General features: G+C 56.7%; 17 protein-coding genes. 15 read left to right on the forward strand and 2 right to left on the reverse strand.

Features of this window, described 5'->3' with window-relative positions; all coding sequences use genetic code 11:
- The first annotated feature begins 2 nt into the window (after positions 1-2).
- The 6 genes from ACEN8E_RS10995 to ACEN8E_RS11020 all read left to right on the forward strand — a co-directional run bounded on the left by ACEN8E_RS10995 (position 3) and on the right by ACEN8E_RS11020 (position 7,353).
- Entirely contained in the window at positions 3-650 is a 648-nt protein-coding gene (locus tag ACEN8E_RS10995) for a TetR/AcrR family transcriptional regulator (RefSeq protein WP_495592617.1), read from the forward strand.
- 395 nt (positions 651-1,045) lie between these two features.
- Positions 1,046-1,660, forward strand: a complete 615-nt coding sequence (locus ACEN8E_RS11000) for a TetR/AcrR family transcriptional regulator (protein ID WP_495592618.1) — start codon at positions 1,046-1,048, stop codon at positions 1,658-1,660.
- A gap of 87 nt (positions 1,661-1,747) precedes the next feature.
- Positions 1,748-2,839 carry a VOC family protein gene (locus ACEN8E_RS11005; RefSeq protein ID WP_495592619.1) on the forward strand — a complete coding sequence of 364 codons (1,092 nt, stop codon included), beginning with the start codon at positions 1,748-1,750 and terminating at the stop codon, positions 2,837-2,839.
- A gap of 175 nt (positions 2,840-3,014) precedes the next feature.
- Positions 3,015-3,971 carry a fumarylacetoacetate hydrolase family protein gene (locus ACEN8E_RS11010; RefSeq protein WP_495592620.1) on the forward strand — a complete coding sequence of 319 codons (957 nt, stop codon included), beginning with the start codon at positions 3,015-3,017 and terminating at the stop codon, positions 3,969-3,971.
- A gap of 2 nt (positions 3,972-3,973) precedes the next feature.
- Positions 3,974-5,875, forward strand: coding sequence for an acyl-CoA synthetase (locus tag ACEN8E_RS11015; RefSeq protein WP_495592621.1), 1,902 nt, complete (start codon positions 3,974-3,976; stop codon positions 5,873-5,875).
- A 158-nt stretch (positions 5,876-6,033) separates the two neighbouring features.
- On the forward strand, positions 6,034-7,353 hold the full coding sequence (locus ACEN8E_RS11020; RefSeq protein WP_495592622.1) for an outer membrane protein transport protein: 1,320 nt from the start codon (positions 6,034-6,036) through the stop codon (positions 7,351-7,353).
- A gap of 378 nt (positions 7,354-7,731) precedes the next feature.
- On the opposite strand, the gene ACEN8E_RS11025 is transcribed toward ACEN8E_RS11020, so the two are convergent.
- A complete protein-coding gene (locus ACEN8E_RS11025; protein ID WP_495592623.1) occupies positions 7,732-8,670 on the reverse strand; it encodes a LysR substrate-binding domain-containing protein in 939 nt (312 codons plus the stop codon).
- A gap of 165 nt (positions 8,671-8,835) precedes the next feature.
- Here ACEN8E_RS11025 and ACEN8E_RS11030 point away from each other — a divergent pair, with 165 nt between their 5' ends.
- The 9 genes from ACEN8E_RS11030 to ACEN8E_RS11070 all read left to right on the forward strand — a co-directional run bounded on the left by ACEN8E_RS11030 (position 8,836) and on the right by ACEN8E_RS11070 (position 17,617).
- Positions 8,836-9,897, forward strand: a complete 1,062-nt coding sequence (locus ACEN8E_RS11030; RefSeq protein ID WP_495592624.1) for an aromatic ring-hydroxylating dioxygenase subunit alpha — start codon at positions 8,836-8,838, stop codon at positions 9,895-9,897.
- A complete protein-coding gene (locus ACEN8E_RS11035; RefSeq protein ID WP_495592625.1) occupies positions 9,890-11,014 on the forward strand; it encodes an FAD-binding oxidoreductase in 1,125 nt (374 codons plus the stop codon). Before ACEN8E_RS11030 ends, ACEN8E_RS11035 begins: the two co-directional genes overlap by 8 nt.
- Before the next feature lie 102 nt (positions 11,015-11,116).
- Entirely contained in the window at positions 11,117-11,971 is an 855-nt protein-coding gene (locus ACEN8E_RS11040; protein ID WP_495592626.1) for a transporter substrate-binding domain-containing protein, read from the forward strand.
- 170 nt (positions 11,972-12,141) lie between these two features.
- Positions 12,142-12,795, forward strand: a complete 654-nt coding sequence (locus ACEN8E_RS11045; protein WP_495592627.1) for an ABC transporter permease — start codon at positions 12,142-12,144, stop codon at positions 12,793-12,795.
- 29 nt (positions 12,796-12,824) lie between these two features.
- On the forward strand, positions 12,825-13,562 hold the full coding sequence (locus ACEN8E_RS11050; protein WP_495592628.1) for an ABC transporter permease: 738 nt from the start codon (positions 12,825-12,827) through the stop codon (positions 13,560-13,562).
- A gap of 4 nt (positions 13,563-13,566) precedes the next feature.
- Positions 13,567-14,343 carry an ABC transporter ATP-binding protein gene (locus ACEN8E_RS11055; RefSeq protein WP_495593304.1) on the forward strand — a complete coding sequence of 259 codons (777 nt, stop codon included), beginning with the start codon at positions 13,567-13,569 and terminating at the stop codon, positions 14,341-14,343.
- Positions 14,344-14,447: 104 nt separating this feature from the next.
- Positions 14,448-15,995, forward strand: a complete 1,548-nt coding sequence (locus tag ACEN8E_RS11060; RefSeq protein ID WP_495592629.1) for an HAL/PAL/TAL family ammonia-lyase — start codon at positions 14,448-14,450, stop codon at positions 15,993-15,995.
- Positions 15,996-16,054: 59 nt separating this feature from the next.
- Positions 16,055-17,167, forward strand: a complete 1,113-nt coding sequence (locus ACEN8E_RS11065; RefSeq protein ID WP_495592630.1) for an S-(hydroxymethyl)glutathione dehydrogenase/class III alcohol dehydrogenase — start codon at positions 16,055-16,057, stop codon at positions 17,165-17,167.
- A 66-nt stretch (positions 17,168-17,233) separates the two neighbouring features.
- Positions 17,234-17,617 (forward strand): VOC family protein, encoded by a 384-nt coding sequence (locus ACEN8E_RS11070; RefSeq protein WP_495592631.1) that lies wholly within the window; start codon positions 17,234-17,236, stop codon positions 17,615-17,617.
- A 107-nt stretch (positions 17,618-17,724) separates the two neighbouring features.
- Here ACEN8E_RS11070 and ACEN8E_RS11075 read toward each other — a convergent pair whose 3' ends face one another.
- Positions 17,725-18,132, reverse strand: a complete 408-nt coding sequence (locus ACEN8E_RS11075; RefSeq protein ID WP_495592632.1) for a hypothetical protein — start codon at positions 18,130-18,132, stop codon at positions 17,725-17,727.
- Positions 18,133-18,154 lie beyond the last annotated feature (22 nt).

The raw sequence follows: 18,154 nt of genomic DNA on the forward strand, positions 1-18,154 counted from the left end.
TCATGCATACCCCCACACCTCCTTTTGAAGCTGCTGCGCCAGAACCTCTCACCAGGGGGCACAAGAAGCGCGAGCGCACCCGTCGCGGCCTGATGGACGCAGCATTGCGACTTGTCGCACGCAAGGAAGTGGGGGAGATCGCATTGTTCGAAGTCGCCGCCGAGGCGGCGGTATCCAACGGCACCATCTACAACTATTTCCGAACGCGTGACGAAGTCCTCGAAGCGGTGGGCATTGCCATGGCCGCCGAGTTCTCTGACGCCATTTCCGCCTTGAGCGCGGACGTGCAATGCGGAGCACAGCGGCTTTCGATCGGCGTACGCATGTTTGTGTGTCGGGCCGCCGCCGACCACCAATGGGCGAATGCGTTGCTGCGCATCATCCATTTCGACCAGGCCATGCGCTCGCGTTTGGCTGAGCATGTGCTTGGCGACCTGCGTGCAGGACTGCGGGAGGGCATTTTCACTTACGAGGACGAAGGCATCGCCTTGGATATGGTCATATCGTGCACAACCGGAGCGATGCGCTCGATTGTCGAGGGACGTGCAGTGCTGGAGCATGATGTGCGGGTCGCCGAAATGATTCTCCAGGCCCTGGGCGTAACGCCGGCCAAAGCCCGGAAAATCGCCGCAAAGCCGCTACCTGCCTGATCTGAGTTCTTTCTTGATCAATGACGCCACTGCAAGTGGTGCCAGCGCCTTGTACTTCCAGTGGACGACGATGGGCTCCACTTCGGTGTCCTGACCTGCCATCCACTGTCTGGACAGGGCCGGGTCGGTTTGCCTATGGCTGGGGAAATGGCGTCAGACGACTTTGATGGACCACCCTGCGACTGCGCTAGTTACTGAACAAATATGTTCAAATAAGTCAGTGCGTATGTATCTGAAATGCGCCTGGTCGCCTTGAAAGCCCTTTGCTAAATAAGACAAATAAAGGGCATTCGCGGTTTTTATTCGAAAAAACAGCCTCTCATTGCAAAAACCAGATTGACGACAATCGAACACGCGTGTTCAATTGGCGCATAAAGCAATTCTGGAGAGAGACCGTGGAACTTCTGAATCCAACACAGCGCCGCATTCACCAGGCCGCTTTTCGCCTGTTCGCGGAAAAAGGCACCTCGCAAGTGAACATCCTCGACCTTGCGCAAGAGGCTGGGGTGGCGCGCGGCACGGTTTATAGCAACATCGAGAGCATGGAAGGCCTGTTCGAGGCGGTCGCCAGTCAGCTCGCCAAAGAGATGCATGAACGGGTCAACAAGAGCTTCAACTCCCTCTCCGATCCCGCTCAGCGCCTGGCCAATGGCATCCGGTTCTTCATCCGTCGGGCTCACGAAGACTCCCACTGGGGGGCATTCATCCACAAGTTCGCCATGAGCAACGCTTCGCTGCGTGAAATGTTTTCCAGCCAGGCGACGACGGATCTTCTGAATGGGCTTTCCACCGGTCGGTACCTGTTTCAGCAAGAGCAATTGCTCTCGGTCCTGACGCTGATATCGAGCAGCGTCCTCGGCTCCATTTTCCTGGTTCTGGAAGGGCACAGAACATGGCGCGAATCGGGAGCCGACACCGCCGAACTCGTGCTGCGGGCCTTGGGTGTGCCTCCCGAGGAGGCTAGAGCGCTGGCGACCGTAGAGTTGCCGGCGCTTCCTCCGATCGACTAAGCGCAGTAACCGACACTACGAACAAACCCCTGGCATGTTCAGGGGTTCGGGGCTCGCTTTGCCCGAAAAAACCGGAAAACAAGAACAATGAACAGCAAAAATGCAATGCCCCAGTTGACGACGCCACAACCTGCCCGACATCCGCAACCAACGGTGAAGGCCCAAGGTCTGACTCACCTGATTTTTCAAAGGCCGGACTTGAATGAGGCGGCGCATTTCCTGACTGACTTCGGTTTGACCGTCAGTCATCAGAACGCCGACATGCTCTATCTGCGCGGCACAGCGCCAACTGCCTATTGTTACCGCGTACACCGTGCAGAAAAGGCAGGTTTTGTCGGTTTCGGCCTGACAGTGCGATCGCTCAGGGATCTGGAAAAACTGACGCAAATTCCAGGTGCATCTTCGGTCGAGGCCCCGACCCACCCTGGCGGCGGCCACTACGTCAGACTGACCGATCCTTCCGGCTTTATCGTCGAGGCTGTTTGCGACCAGACGCCCAGTGAAAACCTGGAACACAGAGCTGCGCTTCCCTGGAATCTGGCGCAAGAGCAACCGCGAATCAACGCCACGCAGCGCACGCCGATTGCACCGCCTGAAGTCATCAAGCTGGGGCATATCGTCATTGAAGTGGCCGACTATCAGGCAACCTGTGCCTGGTACACCCGGCATTTCGGGTTCATTCCCAGCGATGTGCAGGTACTCCCCGACGGCACCCCCATCGTCGCTTTCATGCGCCTCGATCTCGGTGACCAGCCTGCGGATCACCATACGCTCGCGATCGCCCAGGGGTTCATGGCGACCTATAGCCATAGTGCCTATGAGGTCGTCGATGCCGATGCAGTGGGCATGGGGCAACGGGTCCTGCGAGAGCGGGGTTGGGAGCACTCGTGGGGAATCGGCCGGCACATCCTGGGCAGTCAGATCTTCGATTACTGGCAAGACCCCTGGGGTGACAAGCACGAGCACTACTGCGACGGGGATATTTTTACCGCCATGCACCCTACGGGCATCCATCCCGTGAGCCCCGAAGCAATGGCGCAGTGGGGGCAGCGCATGCCCAAGAGTTTTACCAAACCCAGGATGAGTTTCAGCAATGTACGAGCGCTGATCCGCAACCTGCGGCGCAGCCCGGACTTGACGATTCGCAAGTTGATCACGCTGATGCGGATGTTCGGGTAGAGCGGCCGCCATGTCGGGCAACGCTACACGGTATGGCCGGCGGGACCTGCTTAAAGCCAGCGCTTTGATTGCTGGCAGTGCGTGGGTCTACACCGTTGCCAGCCCCCCTTCAGAACAACACCCCAGTTCTCGCACCATCGAGCGCGAGACAAACACTGCTCCAGGAGTACCTTCAATGCCTGCTGTACACGTAGTCCGCTTTGAGTTTGAGAACGGTATCCACTGGGGCGTGTTGCGCCAAGACCGTATCACAGTTGTCCCGGGTACCTTTGAGACCACGGGTGATTTCATCTGCCAGAACAGTATCGATGACCTCGCTCAACTGACCGGTACTCAGTTGGAGGCGCACAAAGTGAAGCTGCTGTCGCCGATAACCCGTAACCAGCAGTTCGTCTGCCAAGGGGCCAACTATCGACAGCACATGATCGAGTCGGGCATGGACCCGGATGCGAAGAAATACAACATGATGTTCACCAAGGCGACCAGTTGCCTGGTGGCCGCAGACAGCGTCCTGATCAAGCCGCGCAACGTCCGTTTTCTTGACTATGAGATCGAACTCGGGCTGGTGATGAAGCGCGTGATCAGCGGCGCAGTGACCGTCAACGATGCCAACCTGCATGAGTTCATTGCCGGCGTGGTCATCGTCAATGACTACTCGGCACGCGACATTCAGATCCCGCAGATGCAGTTCTACAAGGGCAAGAGCTTTCGCACCTTTGGCCCGGTCGGCCCCTACCTCTGCCTGCTGGATGCCCAGGACATGCATTACCTGAAAGCATTGCAGTTGCGCCTGACGGTCAACGGCGAAGTCCGACAAAACGACAGCACGGCCAACCTGGTGTATGGCCCCGCTGAAACCCTGACCGAACTCTCTGCCGTTCAGGATCTTGCCCCCGGCGACCTGATCGCCACCGGTACTCCGGCAGGATGCGCGCTGACCATTCCTTCGCCCGCCAAACAGCGCATCGCCGCCCTGATGCCAGAAGCCACCAAGTGGAAGCTTTTCCTCAAGGCGCAGGAGGGGAGGACGCAATATCTCAAGGCAGGAGACGTCGTCGAAGCGCGCATTCGCAGTGCGGACGGCGTGATTGACCTGGGTGTGCAACGCAACCGAGTCGTAGAGGAAGCCTGAAGATGATGGTGCGATCTCTGAACGACATTGAAAGTATCGAGCAGGCTCCGTTATCCGAGCGTGGCTTGGCTTGCAGCACCTATGAAGCGCTGGTGCGTACAGCCGGGCGTTCTCCCAATGCGCCCGCTCTGAGCTTCTTCGCCGACGCCAGCAGCTTCAGGAACACCCATCACTGGAGCTATGCCGAACTCGTCGAAGATATCACTCGCGCGGCGAATGCCTTCCACGACCTGGGCATTACCCCGGGTGAAGTGCTGGCCTTCATCCTGCCCAACCTGCCGGAAACCCACTTCACCATCTGGGGGGGTGAAGCGGCGGGTGTCGTCATGGCGATCAATCCGCTGCAAGAGGCCAAACAGATGGCGTCCTTGCTACGGGCCGCCAAGGCCAGCGTGGTGGTCACGCTCGCCCCGACGCCGGGCAGCGACCTGTGGTCCAAGCTGGCCTCGCAGCTGGATCAACTTCCCCAGGTCAAGCACGTCGTATGGGTGGGCATGGACCCCTATGTTGATGTCACTCAGCGTGAATCGCTTGAATCCCTGGCAGAGAAAGAGCGTGAGTTGCACAGGAGGACCACGATTCATGAATTACGAACGTTGATGGATGCTCAGCCAGGCTCGCACCTGAAGAGTGCCCGACTGTTCCGCCCTGAGGATCGTTCCTCTTACTTCTGCACCGGCGGTACCACCGGGCTGCCCAAGATTGCGATGCGTACCCATGGGGCGGAGGTCTTCAACGCGTGGGCCATGGCCACGCACATGCAACCACATGGGGGTGGTCAGGTCATTTTTTGCGGGTTGCCGCTGTTCCATGTAAATGCTCAGCTGGTGACAGGCCTGATGCCTTGGACCCAGGGTGATCATGTCATCCTCGGCACGCCGCAGGGGTATCGCGGTGAGGGTGTGATCCCACGCTTCTGGGAGATGGTCGAGCACTTCGGCATCAACTTTTTCTCCGGCGTTCCAACCGTCTATTCCGCACTGTTGCAAAACGAACTGGAAGGCCGCGACCTGTCCAGTCTGCGTTATGCCATGTGTGGTGCCGCGCCGATGCCGGTCGAACTTTTCCGGGAGTTTGAAGGCCGGACCGGGGTAAAGATTCTCGAAGGCTATGGACTCACCGAAGGCGCGTGCGTCTCCTCGGTCAATCCGCCCCATGGTGAGCGCCATATCGGCTCCATCGGTATACGGATTGCCTACCAGGACATGCGTGCAGTCATGCTCGACGACGCGGGAGATTATCTGCGTGACGCCGACATCGACGAAGTCGGCCTGATCACCCTCACGGGTCCGAACCTGTTCGAGGGTTACGTTGAAGAAAGCCATAACCGCGGCCTGTGGATCGACATCAATGGTCAGCGCTGGCTGAACACGGGCGATCTGGGGCGTCAGGATGAAAATGGCTACTTCTGGCTGACCGGGCGCAAAAAGGAACTGATCATCCGCGGCGGCCACAATATCGATCCCAAGCAAATCGAGGAGGTTCTGCAAGCCCATCCAGCGGTGGCGTTGGCGGCTGCGATTGGCAGCCCGGACGCCTATTCGGGTGAAGTGCCGGTCGCCTATGTGCAACTGCGACCAGGTCACATCTGCAACGTTGAAGAACTTGAACAGTTTGCCCAGCGCCACATCAGCGAGCGAGCGGCTGTTCCAAAGCGGATCGAAATCCTCGAAGCACTGCCATTGACGGCGGTGGGCAAGATCTTCAAACCCGCCTTGCAGCAGCGCGAGGTCGCCCGAGTCATTCGCCAGGAAGTGCAGCGCATGTGCCTGAAGGACATTGCGGTCGAGGTAATTCAGCATGAACAACGTGGATTGGTCGCGCGCATCCGGGCCGGGCGAGAACAAGAGTCCCTGGCCCTTCTTCTAGGTCGCTACAGCTTTCAGGTGGAGTGGCTTGAATGATCCTGACGTTGTCTTCGTAAATTCGGCACGCCGACCCTGGTACTAATCAGCCAGGGCCTTTTTCACAACTTCGATCAACGCCAACCGGCACTGCCAAGTGCACCGGAAGGCGAAGCTTTGCCCGCGCACCAATCAATAAAAACAATACGAGGTGGGAAATGAAACTGAGCAAGCGCACAACCCCGTGTCTCTCAGCTGTGCAAGAAATGTCTTCCTGGATCAAATTCACAGGTGCCGCGGCAATACTCAGCGTTTCAACAAGCGCGGGCGCCAATGGCATTGCCTTGAACGAGCAAAGTGCAAGTAGTGCAGGTACTGCTTATGCGGGACGGTCGTCTTCGGCGCTGGACGCCAGCACTATCTTTGGAAATCCTGCAGGTTTGACCAAATTGAAACGTACCGAGATTTCCGGCGGAGCCGCGGTCGTCTCGGTGAACGTTGACATCAGTGATGCGCAGGGCAGTGCCCCGGGAACGAATAAAGGGGACTCGGTCCCTTTGGGGGTTGTGCCCTTTGCCTATATGTCGACGCCGCTTGACGATCGTTTTTCGATTGGTCTGGGTCTGTATGCCCCGAGTGGCCTGATCAATGATTACGAGAGCAGTTTTCAGGGCCGTTACCATGGTTCCTATAGCACGACCAAGGAAATAACCCTCCAGCCCACCATTGCCTGGCGGATCAATGATTACGTGTCCATTGGTGGCGGACCGACCATAAACCACTTCGATGCAAAGCTTCAGAACTACCTGGCCACCGGCGCCCTGAACAACGGAGAAGACACGCTGGTCACGATCAAAGGCGATGACACCGCACTTGGCTACAACATCGGCATCCTGTTCGACATTACCGAGGCCACCCGTTGGGGGATCAACTATCACTCGAAGGTGGACTATGAGCTTGAAGGGCATACCGAGGTTTCCGGCTCCCCGAGCGTTATCCCGCTGGATGGAAAGTATGACAACAAGATAGATCTCACTATGCCCGAATCCGTCGACACCTCTATCACCCATCATTTCAATAGTCGCTGGACGGGATACCTGGGGACTACCTGGAAGCGTTGGAGCCGGATCAAGAAGGTCGAGGCAGTCAACAGCGGACTTTCCCCCTTGGGCCAGGCAGCTGGACTGGGAAGTGTGACCGAAGAAATGAACTGGCATGACACTTGGACCACCGCCGTTGGCGCATCCTTTCAATTGAACCAACAATGGCTGCTGCGCGCAGGCTACGCCTATGATCCGTCGCCAATCGGCAATGCCGATCGCAGCGTGCGCGTTCCGGTCGGGAATCGCCAGGCGGTGACCGTGGGTGGCGCTTATTCGCCGAGTTCCGATCTGACGATCGACTTTGCTTATGGTTATCTCTGGGATTCCAAAGTCTCGGTGAAACAGTCGAACAACTCCGGTCTTCAACCAGAATACAGTGCCAAATACGACAATAGTGCGAATGGAGTTTCAGTGCAGGCAACCTATCGGTACTGATCGGCTTGACCCGGAGCATTTCCACTACGAATTGATTGAGTGGTTTTTCCAGCGCCCATGACTGAAATTGTCATGGGGGCTCTTTACAGCGGGCGGACGCTACGCGTTCCACGGCGTTAGTAGCCATGCCTGATCGAGGCGCTTTATCGGGCGCCTTGCTGTCGGTGCACTCTCCACAAGAGGGGCTCTGCTTTATCTCTGCGACTGAAAGGTAGTTTTTGGCCGGTTTCTGCCTGTCGGCAAGGGCAGCAACCGACCCTTTATAGATAGTCCGTCCATCTCGGTGACAACTCGCGGGCTCCATTGTTGATCGATAACCGCTGCTTAAGAACCTTGATCAAGGTTGACTGGCTGTCTGAAGTCGTGAAGCCACCTGCATCAGTTATCGGAAATCAACTGATCAGAGAGGTGTTGTTGCTCCCGCCCGCGAGCGATTATCCAGCGGTGAAATGCGCGGCACTGGGGCTTATGAAAAGTACTGTGATTCCAGCTCAAATGGTATGAGGACGGTAGGGGCATGGCTCGCCGGCAGGGGAGGAGCAACCGACCGTTGTCAACGTCATCCTTAATCATGGAGTACTGCGCCAGTACCATACCCTGGCCTTCGATCGCCGCTTGAATGGCCATGCTCGAAAGGGAAAAAATTCGGCTGTTATTGATGGTCACACCGGACACGCCGTGGTGTGCTGACCACTCTGGCCATGAAGGCGGTGATTCGAATTTGGGCCGCCAGTCGATGGTCAGTAGCGGATAGTTCAGTAGCTCACCCACATCAATTTGAGCCCTGGGGTTAGCAAGCAATGCCGGACTGCAAGCCGGTATCACGCAATCGCGGAACAGCTCCATGGTGTGGTTGTTGTCTTGCATTCCCTCGCCATAGCTAACTCTAAAGTCGATGCCGTTGGCATCTGCCTTCGACGGCTCTGTATGCGTGCCATCCAGATAAACGCTCAGGCCGGGGTATTCGGATTGCCACCCGGCGACAAGGGGAGCCAGCCATTTGGACAGCAGAGATGGCAAAGCACTGATAAACAAGTTGTTGGCGTTTTTTGAACGCTCAAGCTCAGCGGTTGCTGCCCGAAGCCGTTCGAAAGCTTCGCTGCAACCTTCATGAAAACGTTGCCCGGCAGCGTTCAAGCGCAGTCGCTGTCCGTCTTTGACCGTAAGACTTTGGCCGACCGCTTCCTCTAGCAATTTCATCTGTTGACTAACGGCGCCAGGGGAAACGCCTAGCCGTTTCGCTGCCTGAGAAATGCCGCCGCATATCCCCACGGCTTCAAACATCTCTAGTGAGCGCAGGGGGGGAAGGTAGCTCATGGTTGCTCCCGATAAAGAGAAGTTCAGGGTCTTTTATAGTTTAGAAAATCTATAAAATGCAACAGAAAACACCATCTATTCTTTTCGGTCCGGCAGTTCTACGATCTCCTTCAACAAGTCCAGCCACCAAGAGCTGGATGTGCATAACAAGAGGAGCTTCGAGCCATGTTCTTGAAAAACGCCTGGTATGTAGCTGCGTGGGATACGGAAGTAGAGCATGCCTTGCATGCCACCACTCTCCTTGGCGAATCCATTGTCTTGTACCGCAAGGCGGACGGCGTTGTTGTAGCACTGGAGGACGCCTGTCCGCACCGCAAACTGCCGTTGTCGATGGGACGTCTGTTGGGTGATGTGGTCGAGTGTGGCTACCACGGCCTGACCTTTGACGGATCAGGGACTTGTGTAAAAGCAGCCTGTGTATCGCGTGTGCCGCAGGCCGCTCATGTGCGTAGTTACCCGGTGGAAGAACGCTATGGCCTGGTTTGGGTGTGGATGGGCAATCCCGCACGAGCTGACCGTTCGAAAATTCTCGATATCGCAGAATGGCAAGACCCGCTATGGGGTCTGAACCGTGGCGACTCCATGACCATCGAATGCAATTACCTGTTCATGACAGACAACCTGCTTGATCCGTCCCATGTTGCCTGGGTGCATCAATCCACCTTTGGTAATTCGGCCTGTGAGTCGCAGCCGTTGCAAACCACGATCAATCACGATGGCGTGGTGGTCTCGCGTTGGCTGCATGATGTTGATGTGGCGCCTTTCTATACCAAGTACCTTAAGTTCGAAGGACGCTGCGACCGTCTGCAATACTACGAAGTGCGTTATCCGGCTCACGCCATCATCAAAGGTGTGCTAACGCCGGCGGGTACGGCTAGTGAAAACGGCCCGGTGCATGAAAAGGCATTCCTGATGGACTCCTATAACTTCATGACGCCGGTAGACGAGAATCGGACCCGCTACTACTGGTTCCAGTTGCGCAACTTCGATGCTGACGATGAGGGCGTGTCCCGGCAGTTTGCCAGCGATGTGCGTCGTGCTTTCGAAGAGGACCGGGTGATCCTCACCGCGGTGCACGCCGGCATGAAAAGACGCACAACGCCCAACATCGACCTTGCCATAGACTCCGGTCCGTTGCGTTTCCGCCGCGGCATGGAGGCGCTAATACAGGCCGAACAAGACCCCGTTGGCTTGATACCGTTGAGCGAGGCTGAAGTCCATGCTTGAGTCCGTTGGCGTCTCGAAGGGTTTTACGCGCTTTTTCGTGACAGAAAAAGTTCGCGAGAGCACGTCGATAACATCGTTCGTGCTCAGACCGGCAATAAACGACACCGGCATGGCGTTCCGTCCCGGCCAGTTTATCGTTGTACGCATTCCTCTAGCGGACGGGGCGCAGGTGCTGCGGACCTATAGCTTGTCCAGTGACCCGGACGATCATTCCCAGGTTCGTATTTCGGTCAAACATGAAACCGCTCCAGCACACCTGCCCGATGTACCGGCAGGCGTTGGATCAAGTTTCTTGCATGAGTCGTTGGATGTCGGCGAACAGTTGGACATTGCCGGTCCCTCCGGTGAGTTCGTCCTTGACGAAAGCAGTGGGCACCCGGTGGTGCTGTTCAGCGGTGGCGTTGGATTGACACCGATGGTAAGCATGCTGCATCGCCTGACAACACGCTCCAATCGAACCGTGTACTTCATTCACGCCTGCGAAAACGGTGATGTGCATGCCTTGCGCGAGGAGGTGCTGGCGCTGGCGGCCAAACGCTCAAACATCCATGTGCATTTCTGCTATCGAACGCCGACCGTTGATGACGTTGAAAATCGTCGCCATCACAGCAGCGGACTCGTCAACCGCGAGACATTGCAGGCGCTGCTGCCGCTCGACGATTACGATGTGTATCTGTGCGGACCTCGTCCGTTTATGCAGGCCAATTGGCGTTTGCTGCGGGGGCTGGGTGTCGAGAAGACACGCATCCGTTACGAGTTCTTCGGCCCGGCGACGATCCTGGATGAAGACGAGTCGGTACCCGTGCCGGCATCACCGCCGGCTGGCATGAAGCAGGCGTTCGATACAGAAATGAGTGTGCGCTTTGAACCGTCAGGTCTACCCGTTGTGTGGGACAAAGGCTGTCATACATTGCTGGAGCTGGCAGAACAGGCCGGATTATCGCCTGCGTTCAGCTGCCGTGCCGGGTTGTGCAATACCTGCCTGACTCCCCTCCTGAGCGGCAGCGTTGAATACATCGAAGATCCTTTGATAGCGCCCGATGCTGGCCAGGTATTGCTTTGTTGTGCCCGACCGACGTCATCGGTGGTGTTAGCCCTGGGCGGTATGAAGCAGTGAAGGGCCGAAGTAGAAAGTCATCCCATCAAAGATATTCCATGAACGGTGAGTAGCCGTAAAACGAATGAGAGACCTTCAGAATTTTTGCATCGGAGAATAAAAATGAAAAACAAGAAAACCGTATTCGCCGTCTCCTCGCTGTTGTTGATGCTGTGCTCAGGTTACTCCATGGCGGCTCAAGCCAAGCAATGGAGCAACATTCTGATCGCCACGGAAGGGGTGTACGAGCCCTGGAACAAGACGTTGCCGGACGGCAGTTTCGACGGCTTTGAGCCCGAAATGGCCAAAGTGCTTTGCGATCGCATGCAGGCCCATTGCACGCTCGTTGCGCAGGATTGGGACGGGTTGATTCCAGGTCTGAAGGCCGGCAAATTCGACGTGGTGATGGACGCACTGGCCATCAGCGAAACACGCAAACAAATCATCGATTTTTCCCGACCCTATACCAAGGCCCCGGCCACGTTCATTGCATTGGACTCCAGCAATATAGACCTGCATCGCGGCACACTGCACTTGAGCGGTAACCCGCAACAGGATGCCCCTGCCGTCGAAGACCTGCGTTCCAAGTTGAAGGGGAAGGTCATAGGCATTGTCTCCGGTACGGTGTACACCAGGTTTATCCATGATCAGTTCGATGCCGTGGCCACCGTCCGTGAGTACAAGACACCGCCGGAGCCGCTCATGGATCTGAAGAGTGGGCGTGTGGATGTGGTCTTCGAGGACATGGGCTTTCTCGCCGGGGAAATGGCACTTCCTTCCAGCAGTGGCGTAGTGCTGATTGGACCTGCGATCAATGGGCCGATCTGGGGCGAAGGTGAAGCTTTTGGCATTCGCAAGGGCGAACCGGAGCTCAAGGCCAAGCTCGATAAAGCCATCGCCTCGCTGATCGACGATGGAACGATCAACCGGCTGAGTCAGAAATGGTTCAAGCACGACTTCACACCGCCCAGCCGCTGACAGGCTGATCCATCGGCGCAGTTGTTTGGCGTAGTGGCGATGGATAGATGGAATCGCGCTTCAGATTCGGCCGTGCTTTACGAGCCGTCTTCCTGCCTCGGTTATCAGTAGGTGTACTCGTGATTAATTTATTGGGTTTTGGCGCGTCGGGTTGGGGTGGGGTCATGCTAATGGCCGCCCTGATGACGCTGCTGGTGACACTTGCTGCCCTCCTGGTCGGCGCAGTTCTCGGAACGCTCGTTGCAGCGGCGAAACTGCATGAAAGCCTGGTCTTGCGAATGCTTGGTGACCTTTACACCACCGTGTTCCGTGGCGTACCGGAATTGCTGGTCATCTATTTGTTTTTCTATGGCGGCTCGGCCCTCGTAAGTAGCGTCGGCAGGCTGTTCGGCGCAGAGGGTTTCATCGGCATACCGGCGTTTCTCGTCGGCGCACTTGCCCTTGGAGTGGTTTCGGGGGCCTATCAGGCCGAGGTTTATCGAGGTGCTTTCCAGGCGGTATCGCGTAGCGAGCTGGAGGCGGCCAAGGCCATTGGCATGCCGGTTTTCATGCGACTGCGACGGGTCATAGTTCCGCAGGTTCTGCGTTTCGCTCTGCCGGGCCTCGGCGGTGTCTGGCAAATCAGCTTGAAAGACTCGGCGTTGATCTCCGTCACCGGGTTGGTCGAGTTGATGCGTGCCAGCCGCGTGGCCGCGGCGTCCACCAGCCAGTATGTGCTGTTCTTTCTCACGGGGTGCGCACTTTACCTTGTGCTGACCGGGCTTTCCGGCCAGGTCTTTTCCGGAGCCGAGCGGCGCGTCGGTCGAACCTTGCGCCGTAGCTGATCGGCAATGCCGAAACCCAGGAGCTAACCATGTTGATAGATATGCATTTTTTAGCCGGCACGATGTTGCAACTGCTGCAGGCGCTGCCTATGACGCTGCTGCTGTTCGCCACTTCGGTCAGCATCGGGACGCTGCTGGCCATGCTGGTGGTGTGGATGCGAGTGTGTGATATCGCAGTACTTCGTCAGTTGGCACGGGGCTACATTTTTCTGTTTCGCGGCTCTCCGCTGTTGATTCAGATGTTCCTGTTGTATTACGGCCTCAGCCAGTTTCAGGCTGTGCGACAGAGTCTGTTCTGGCCCATGTTGCGCGAGCCGGTCACCTGCGCAGTGATCGGTTTGGCAATGTGTACCGCCGGGTATATGGCGGAAATTTTCCGCGGTGGCCTGCTGACGGTGCCAGTACAGCAGATCGAAGCCGGTCGGGCTGTAGGCATGTCCCGTGGGCTGTTGGCCCGGCGCATCATCATCCCTGTCGCATTGCGCAGTTGTCTGCCGGCCTATTCGACAGAGGTCATTCTGATGATGAAAGCCACGTCACTGGCGAGCCTGGTGACGGTTTACGAAGTCTCTGGTGTGGCGCAACGAATCATCTCCGAGACGTACCGGACGATGGAAGTTTTTCTCTGTGCCGCACTGATCTATCTGTTGTTGAACTTCCTCATCGTTCGCACATTGGCTCTGGTTGAATGGAAGTTATCCCCCAGGCCGCCGGCAGGCGGGCGCCCGACAATAAAAAAATATGCACTCAGCACGCGAAGAGGGTAGTGGCATGGCTACGGGAAATGATCCGGTTCTGCAGATAAAACAACTGCGCAAGTCGTTCGCAAACCTGGAGGTCCTGAAAGGGATTTCACTGGATGCCCACGAAGGTGACGTGGTGTCTATCCTCGGTGCCAGCGGTTCAGGAAAGAGCACTTTTCTGCGTTGTATCAACCTGCTCGAAACCCCGGACTCAGGCGAGATCTGTGTAGCCGGAGAACAGGTGACCTTCAAGCGCAAACGCAACGGACTCCTGGTCCCGGCCGACCGTCGACAAATTGATCGCATACGTTCCGAGCTGGGCATGGTGTTTCAGAGTTTTGGGCTCTGGTCGCATTTGACGGTGCTGCAAAACGTTATTGAAGGGCCGATGCGTGTGCTGAAACGACCACGGGCAGAATGCATCGACGAGGCCGAACAACTGCTGGAAAAGGTCGGGATGATCGACAAGCGCGATCACTACCCCGCTTTCCTGTCCGGGGGGCAGCAACAGCGTGTCGCCATCGCTCGAGCGCTGGCGATGCGACCGAAGGTCATCTTGTTCGATGAGCCTACCTCGGCGCTTGACCCGGAGCTGGTCGGCGAGGTGTTGAAGGTGATGCGTGCGCTGGCCGAGGAGGGCCGAACCATGTTGGTGGTCACTCATGAAATGGGTTTTGCGCGCAATGTCTCCAATCGTGTGGTGTTCATGAATCAAGGGTTGATTGAAGCCCAGGGCACACCCGACGAAATGTTCCGGGAGCAGAGCTGCGAACGATTCAGGAAGTTCATCCTGAGCCAGGCGTGAAGCGTCTGATAACCGCGTAATTCTTCAACTTTTTTTCGCCTGTTCATTTACGGGACAGGCTTTCTACGCCCTGAAAAAGGCTATTGAGCAGAGGAAGCAAAGCAATGCGTGTTCACCCTGAAGAAATTTCCAATGTGGTGCTGGGCGACGTCGAGCCCACCATCGATCAGTTCGTAGCCATCGCACGTTATTCAGCGAAGGTTTCTTTTTCGCAAAAATACCGCGACCGGGTTTCTCGGTCGCGAAAGCTCATCGAGCGATTCCTCGATGAAAATCGTCTGGTCTATGGCGTGACGACCGGTTTTGGTGACAACGTCCGTCACGTGATTTCACCAGAAGACGCACAAACGCTACAGGTCAATATCGTACGCTCGCACGCAGTTTCCATTGGCGAGCCACTGAATCGCGAACAGGTTCGCGCCGTCCAGTTGATGATTCTGATCAGCCTTGGCAAGGGCTATTCGGGTGTTCGTATGGAGCTGTTGGAGCTCATCGCCAGCTTGCTCAACAACGATGTGGTGCCCTTTGCTCCCGGAGAAGGATCAGTCGGCTATCTGGGGCCGGAAGGGCACTTGGCACTGGTGCTGATTGGTGAAGGCAAGGCCAGTATCGCGGGTAGCGATTGGGTAGATGGCGCGACGGCGCTGCGTCAGGTTGGGTTGCAGCCCATATCGCTGCAATGCAAGGAGGGGTTGGCCATGCTCAATGGCACCACCTCGGTTACCGCGATTGCGACCCTGGCGCTGTACAACGCCATCGAAGCCTCGCGCGTGGCGGATGTGGCCTCCGCACTGTCACTTGAGGCCTTGAAGGGTACGATCCGTGCGTTCGATGAGCGCTATCACTCGGTCAAGGCTCATACCGAGCAGGCAGAGACCGCACGCTTCATCAAACGCATACTTGGCGACAGCCAACTGATCCAAGAGAATATCGACTATCGCCTTCAGGACGTTTATAGCCTGCGTGCCATCCCTCAGGTTCACGGCGCCTCGAAGAAATTCATTGAATATGCCCAGGCATGTATCGCCAACGAGATCGGTTCGTCCGGCGATAACCCGGTGATCTTCCCCACCAGTGATGACGATGGAATCGCTATCTCCGGTGCGAACTTCGATGGCTCATACATTGGCATCGCGGCGGACACGCTGTGCAACGCTCTGACCAACCTGGCCAAAATCTCTGAGCGCCGAACCGACCGCATGGTCAACTCGCACTTCAGTGAAATGCCGGCATTCCTGGTGCGCAATCCTGGGCTCAACAACGGCTACATGATCGTCCAGTACACGGCAGCCGGACTTCTCGGAGAAATGAAGGTGCTTTCTCATCCGTCGACAGTCGATAGCGTTTCGACCTGCGGCAATCAGGAAGACCCGGTGAGCTTTGCTTTCAATGCCGCGATCAAGGCATACCAGGTTTCGCGCAAGCTGGAATCGGTACTGGCGATCGAAATCATGGTGGGTTGTCAGGCCCTGGATTTCCATGAGGTGGCCAAAGCCTCCAGTGCTACTCGTGCACTCTACGATCTGGTGCGTAGCCGAGTGCCAACGGTCGAGCACGACCGTGCTTTTTACCCAGACATTGTCGCGGTAACCGAGCAGGTACGTTCTGGGGAAGTACTCGCCACCGTTAACCGAGTTATCAACCTTCAATAAGTGCCTGTGACTGACCCGCGTAACGCAAGTTGATGCGGGGTCGGTCTGGAGTATTGCGCATGATCAAATCCCGTGCTGCCGTCGCCTTTGCGCCGCGCCAGCCCCTGCAGATTGTCGACGTCGATGTGGCGCTACCCAAGGCCGGGGAAGTGCTGGTGCGCATTGTTGCGAGCGGCGTCTGCCATACCGATGCTTACACATTGTCCGGTGCGGATCCGGAAGGAATTTTTCCTAGCATTCTCGGCCATGAGGGCGCCGGTGTCGTCGAAGCTGTCGGCGAGGGCGTGACTTCTTTGATGGTCGGAGACCATGTCATACCGCTGTACACCCCTGAGTGCGGGCAATGCAAGTTTTGCCGTTCGGGCAAAACAAACCTTTGTCAGGCGATCCGCGCAACCCAGGGCAAAGGCGTTATGCCTGACGGTACTTCACGATTCACCTATCAGGGACGTCCGCTTTTCCACTACATGGGAACCTCTACGTTCTCCGAGTACACCGTGCTTCCGGAAATATCTCTGGCGAAGATTCCTGCTGCGGCTCCACTGGAGAAGGTCTGCCTGCTCGGCTGTGGCGTGACCACTGGCATTGGGGCTGTGATCAACACTGCCAAGGTCCAGCCCGGCAATACCGTAGCTGTCTTCGGCCTCGGCGGGATCGGCTTGTCGGCGATCATCGGTGCGGTCAAGGCGAAGGCGGGCCGCATTGTGGCCATCGACATAAACCCGGCCAAATTCGAGATTGCTCGCCAGCTGGGCGCTACCGATTGCCTCAACCCGAAAGACTATGCCTGTCCAATCCAGGACGTGATTGTCGACCTTACCGAGGGTGGTGTGGACTTCTCCTTCGAGTGCATAGGCAATGTGCAGTTGATGCGCGCAGCGTTGGAGTCCTGCCACAAGGGGTGGGGCGAGTCAGTGATCATCGGTGTTGCCGCTGCCGGCCAGGAAATCACGACCCGTCCATTCCAACTGGTGACCGGTCGTGTCTGGCGCGGGTCAGCCTTCGGCGGCGTGCGTGGCCGGACCGAGTTGCCGAGCTATGTGGATATGGCTGAGCGAGGGGAGATCCCGCTGGATACTTTCATCACTCATACCATGGGCCTGGAAGATATCAATAAGGCGTTTGACCTCATGCACGAAGGTAAGAGCATCCGCAGCGTCATCCATTTCTAAACCACGCCCTCTGCGAAATGCGGCCGGGCATCACTCCTCAATCGTCGTAACAAAAAGGAAATCAACATGGCTGTCTATACACACGTCACCGTCGGTACAAATGATTTGGAAGCAGCGCGTGAATTCTATGACTCGGTGCTTGGCAAACTTGGTCTTAAACGCCTCGCCGACCTGGGTGACAATGGCTCGATCTGGGGAGATACCGCACCATCGTTCTTCGTGCTGAAACCGGCGAACGGTCAGATGGCAACGGTCGGCAACGGTGTCACAGTAAGCTTTGAGGCCCCTGATCGCTTAGCGGTCGACGCCAGTCACAGTACGGCCTTGACCGCTGGGGCTAAAGACGAAGGTGCACCGGGACCACGTGGTTGGGCAGAGAACGCGTATGCGGCCTACTTCCGTGATCTCGATGGCAACAAGATTGCGGCGTATTGCTTCAAACCTGCTTGAGTCTTGGGTGAGCCCGGTAATTGGGCTCGCCTTCTATAAACCCATCCATAGGAGACGTTCATACCAAAGATGACAGATCCGCCTCCGCCGTGTGATTGCCTGTGGATCTAGGCGTCAGATTCTTTCTTTGCCAGCCTGATGGCTGTAGTCATATGCGGTACAGCGTAGGCCTTGTACCAATGGTTCATGCCTGCAATAGCTTTCTGAGCGGGTGCCGTGTCGGCTGCTCCGACCAATTCCGCACAAGCCTGCGCCATCGAGACAAGAATGCGGGCTGCTTCGGAAACGTAGGGAAGGTCATTCCCAGTTTCATGACGCTCACGAATGATCTGGTAGCGAATGTTTTCCGGGAGCGTCCAGGCACTGATTAAAAACTCCTGAACTGAGTATTCGACACCTTTGATTTCCACGGTCGCGGAGCGATGTTCTTCATTGAATCCTGCCATTTCGATCTGCTCACAGCTATCAATGACTGTGTTCATCATTTCTCGAATTTGTTGCCAATCAGTTTTCATTCGAACACCTTTTCATTGTCGT

The organism is Pseudomonas sp. Pseusp9 (genome assembly GCF_059491265.1).

Excerpts from the sequence above, each read along its gene's own strand:
- ACEN8E_RS11055 (WP_495593304.1), top strand. The coding sequence starts at position 13,567 with ATGGCTACGGGAAATGATCCGGTTCTGCAGATAAAACAACTGCGCAAG.
- ACEN8E_RS11020 (WP_495592622.1), top strand. The coding sequence starts at position 6,034 with ATGAAACTGAGCAAGCGCACAACCCCGTGTCTCTCAGCTGTGCAAGAA.
- ACEN8E_RS11045 (WP_495592627.1), top strand. The coding sequence starts at position 12,142 with ATGGCCGCCCTGATGACGCTGCTGGTGACACTTGCTGCCCTCCTGGTC.
- ACEN8E_RS11005 (WP_495592619.1), top strand. The coding sequence starts at position 1,748 with ATGAACAGCAAAAATGCAATGCCCCAGTTGACGACGCCACAACCTGCC.
- ACEN8E_RS11035 (WP_495592625.1), top strand. The coding sequence starts at position 9,890 with ATGCTTGAGTCCGTTGGCGTCTCGAAGGGTTTTACGCGCTTTTTCGTG.
- ACEN8E_RS11010 (WP_495592620.1), top strand. The coding sequence starts at position 3,015 with ATGCCTGCTGTACACGTAGTCCGCTTTGAGTTTGAGAACGGTATCCAC.
- ACEN8E_RS11075 (WP_495592632.1), bottom strand. The coding sequence starts at position 18,132 with ATGAAAACTGATTGGCAACAAATTCGAGAAATGATGAACACAGTCATT.
- ACEN8E_RS10995 (WP_495592617.1), top strand. The coding sequence starts at position 3 with ATGCATACCCCCACACCTCCTTTTGAAGCTGCTGCGCCAGAACCTCTC.
- ACEN8E_RS11070 (WP_495592631.1), top strand. The coding sequence starts at position 17,234 with ATGGCTGTCTATACACACGTCACCGTCGGTACAAATGATTTGGAAGCA.
- ACEN8E_RS11040 (WP_495592626.1), top strand. The coding sequence starts at position 11,117 with ATGAAAAACAAGAAAACCGTATTCGCCGTCTCCTCGCTGTTGTTGATG.
- ACEN8E_RS11060 (WP_495592629.1), top strand. The coding sequence starts at position 14,448 with ATGCGTGTTCACCCTGAAGAAATTTCCAATGTGGTGCTGGGCGACGTC.
- ACEN8E_RS11025 (WP_495592623.1), bottom strand. The coding sequence starts at position 8,670 with ATGAGCTACCTTCCCCCCCTGCGCTCACTAGAGATGTTTGAAGCCGTG.
- ACEN8E_RS11065 (WP_495592630.1), top strand. The coding sequence starts at position 16,055 with ATGATCAAATCCCGTGCTGCCGTCGCCTTTGCGCCGCGCCAGCCCCTG.
- ACEN8E_RS11050 (WP_495592628.1), top strand. The coding sequence starts at position 12,825 with ATGTTGATAGATATGCATTTTTTAGCCGGCACGATGTTGCAACTGCTG.
- ACEN8E_RS11015 (WP_495592621.1), top strand. The coding sequence starts at position 3,974 with ATGATGGTGCGATCTCTGAACGACATTGAAAGTATCGAGCAGGCTCCG.
- ACEN8E_RS11030 (WP_495592624.1), top strand. The coding sequence starts at position 8,836 with ATGTTCTTGAAAAACGCCTGGTATGTAGCTGCGTGGGATACGGAAGTA.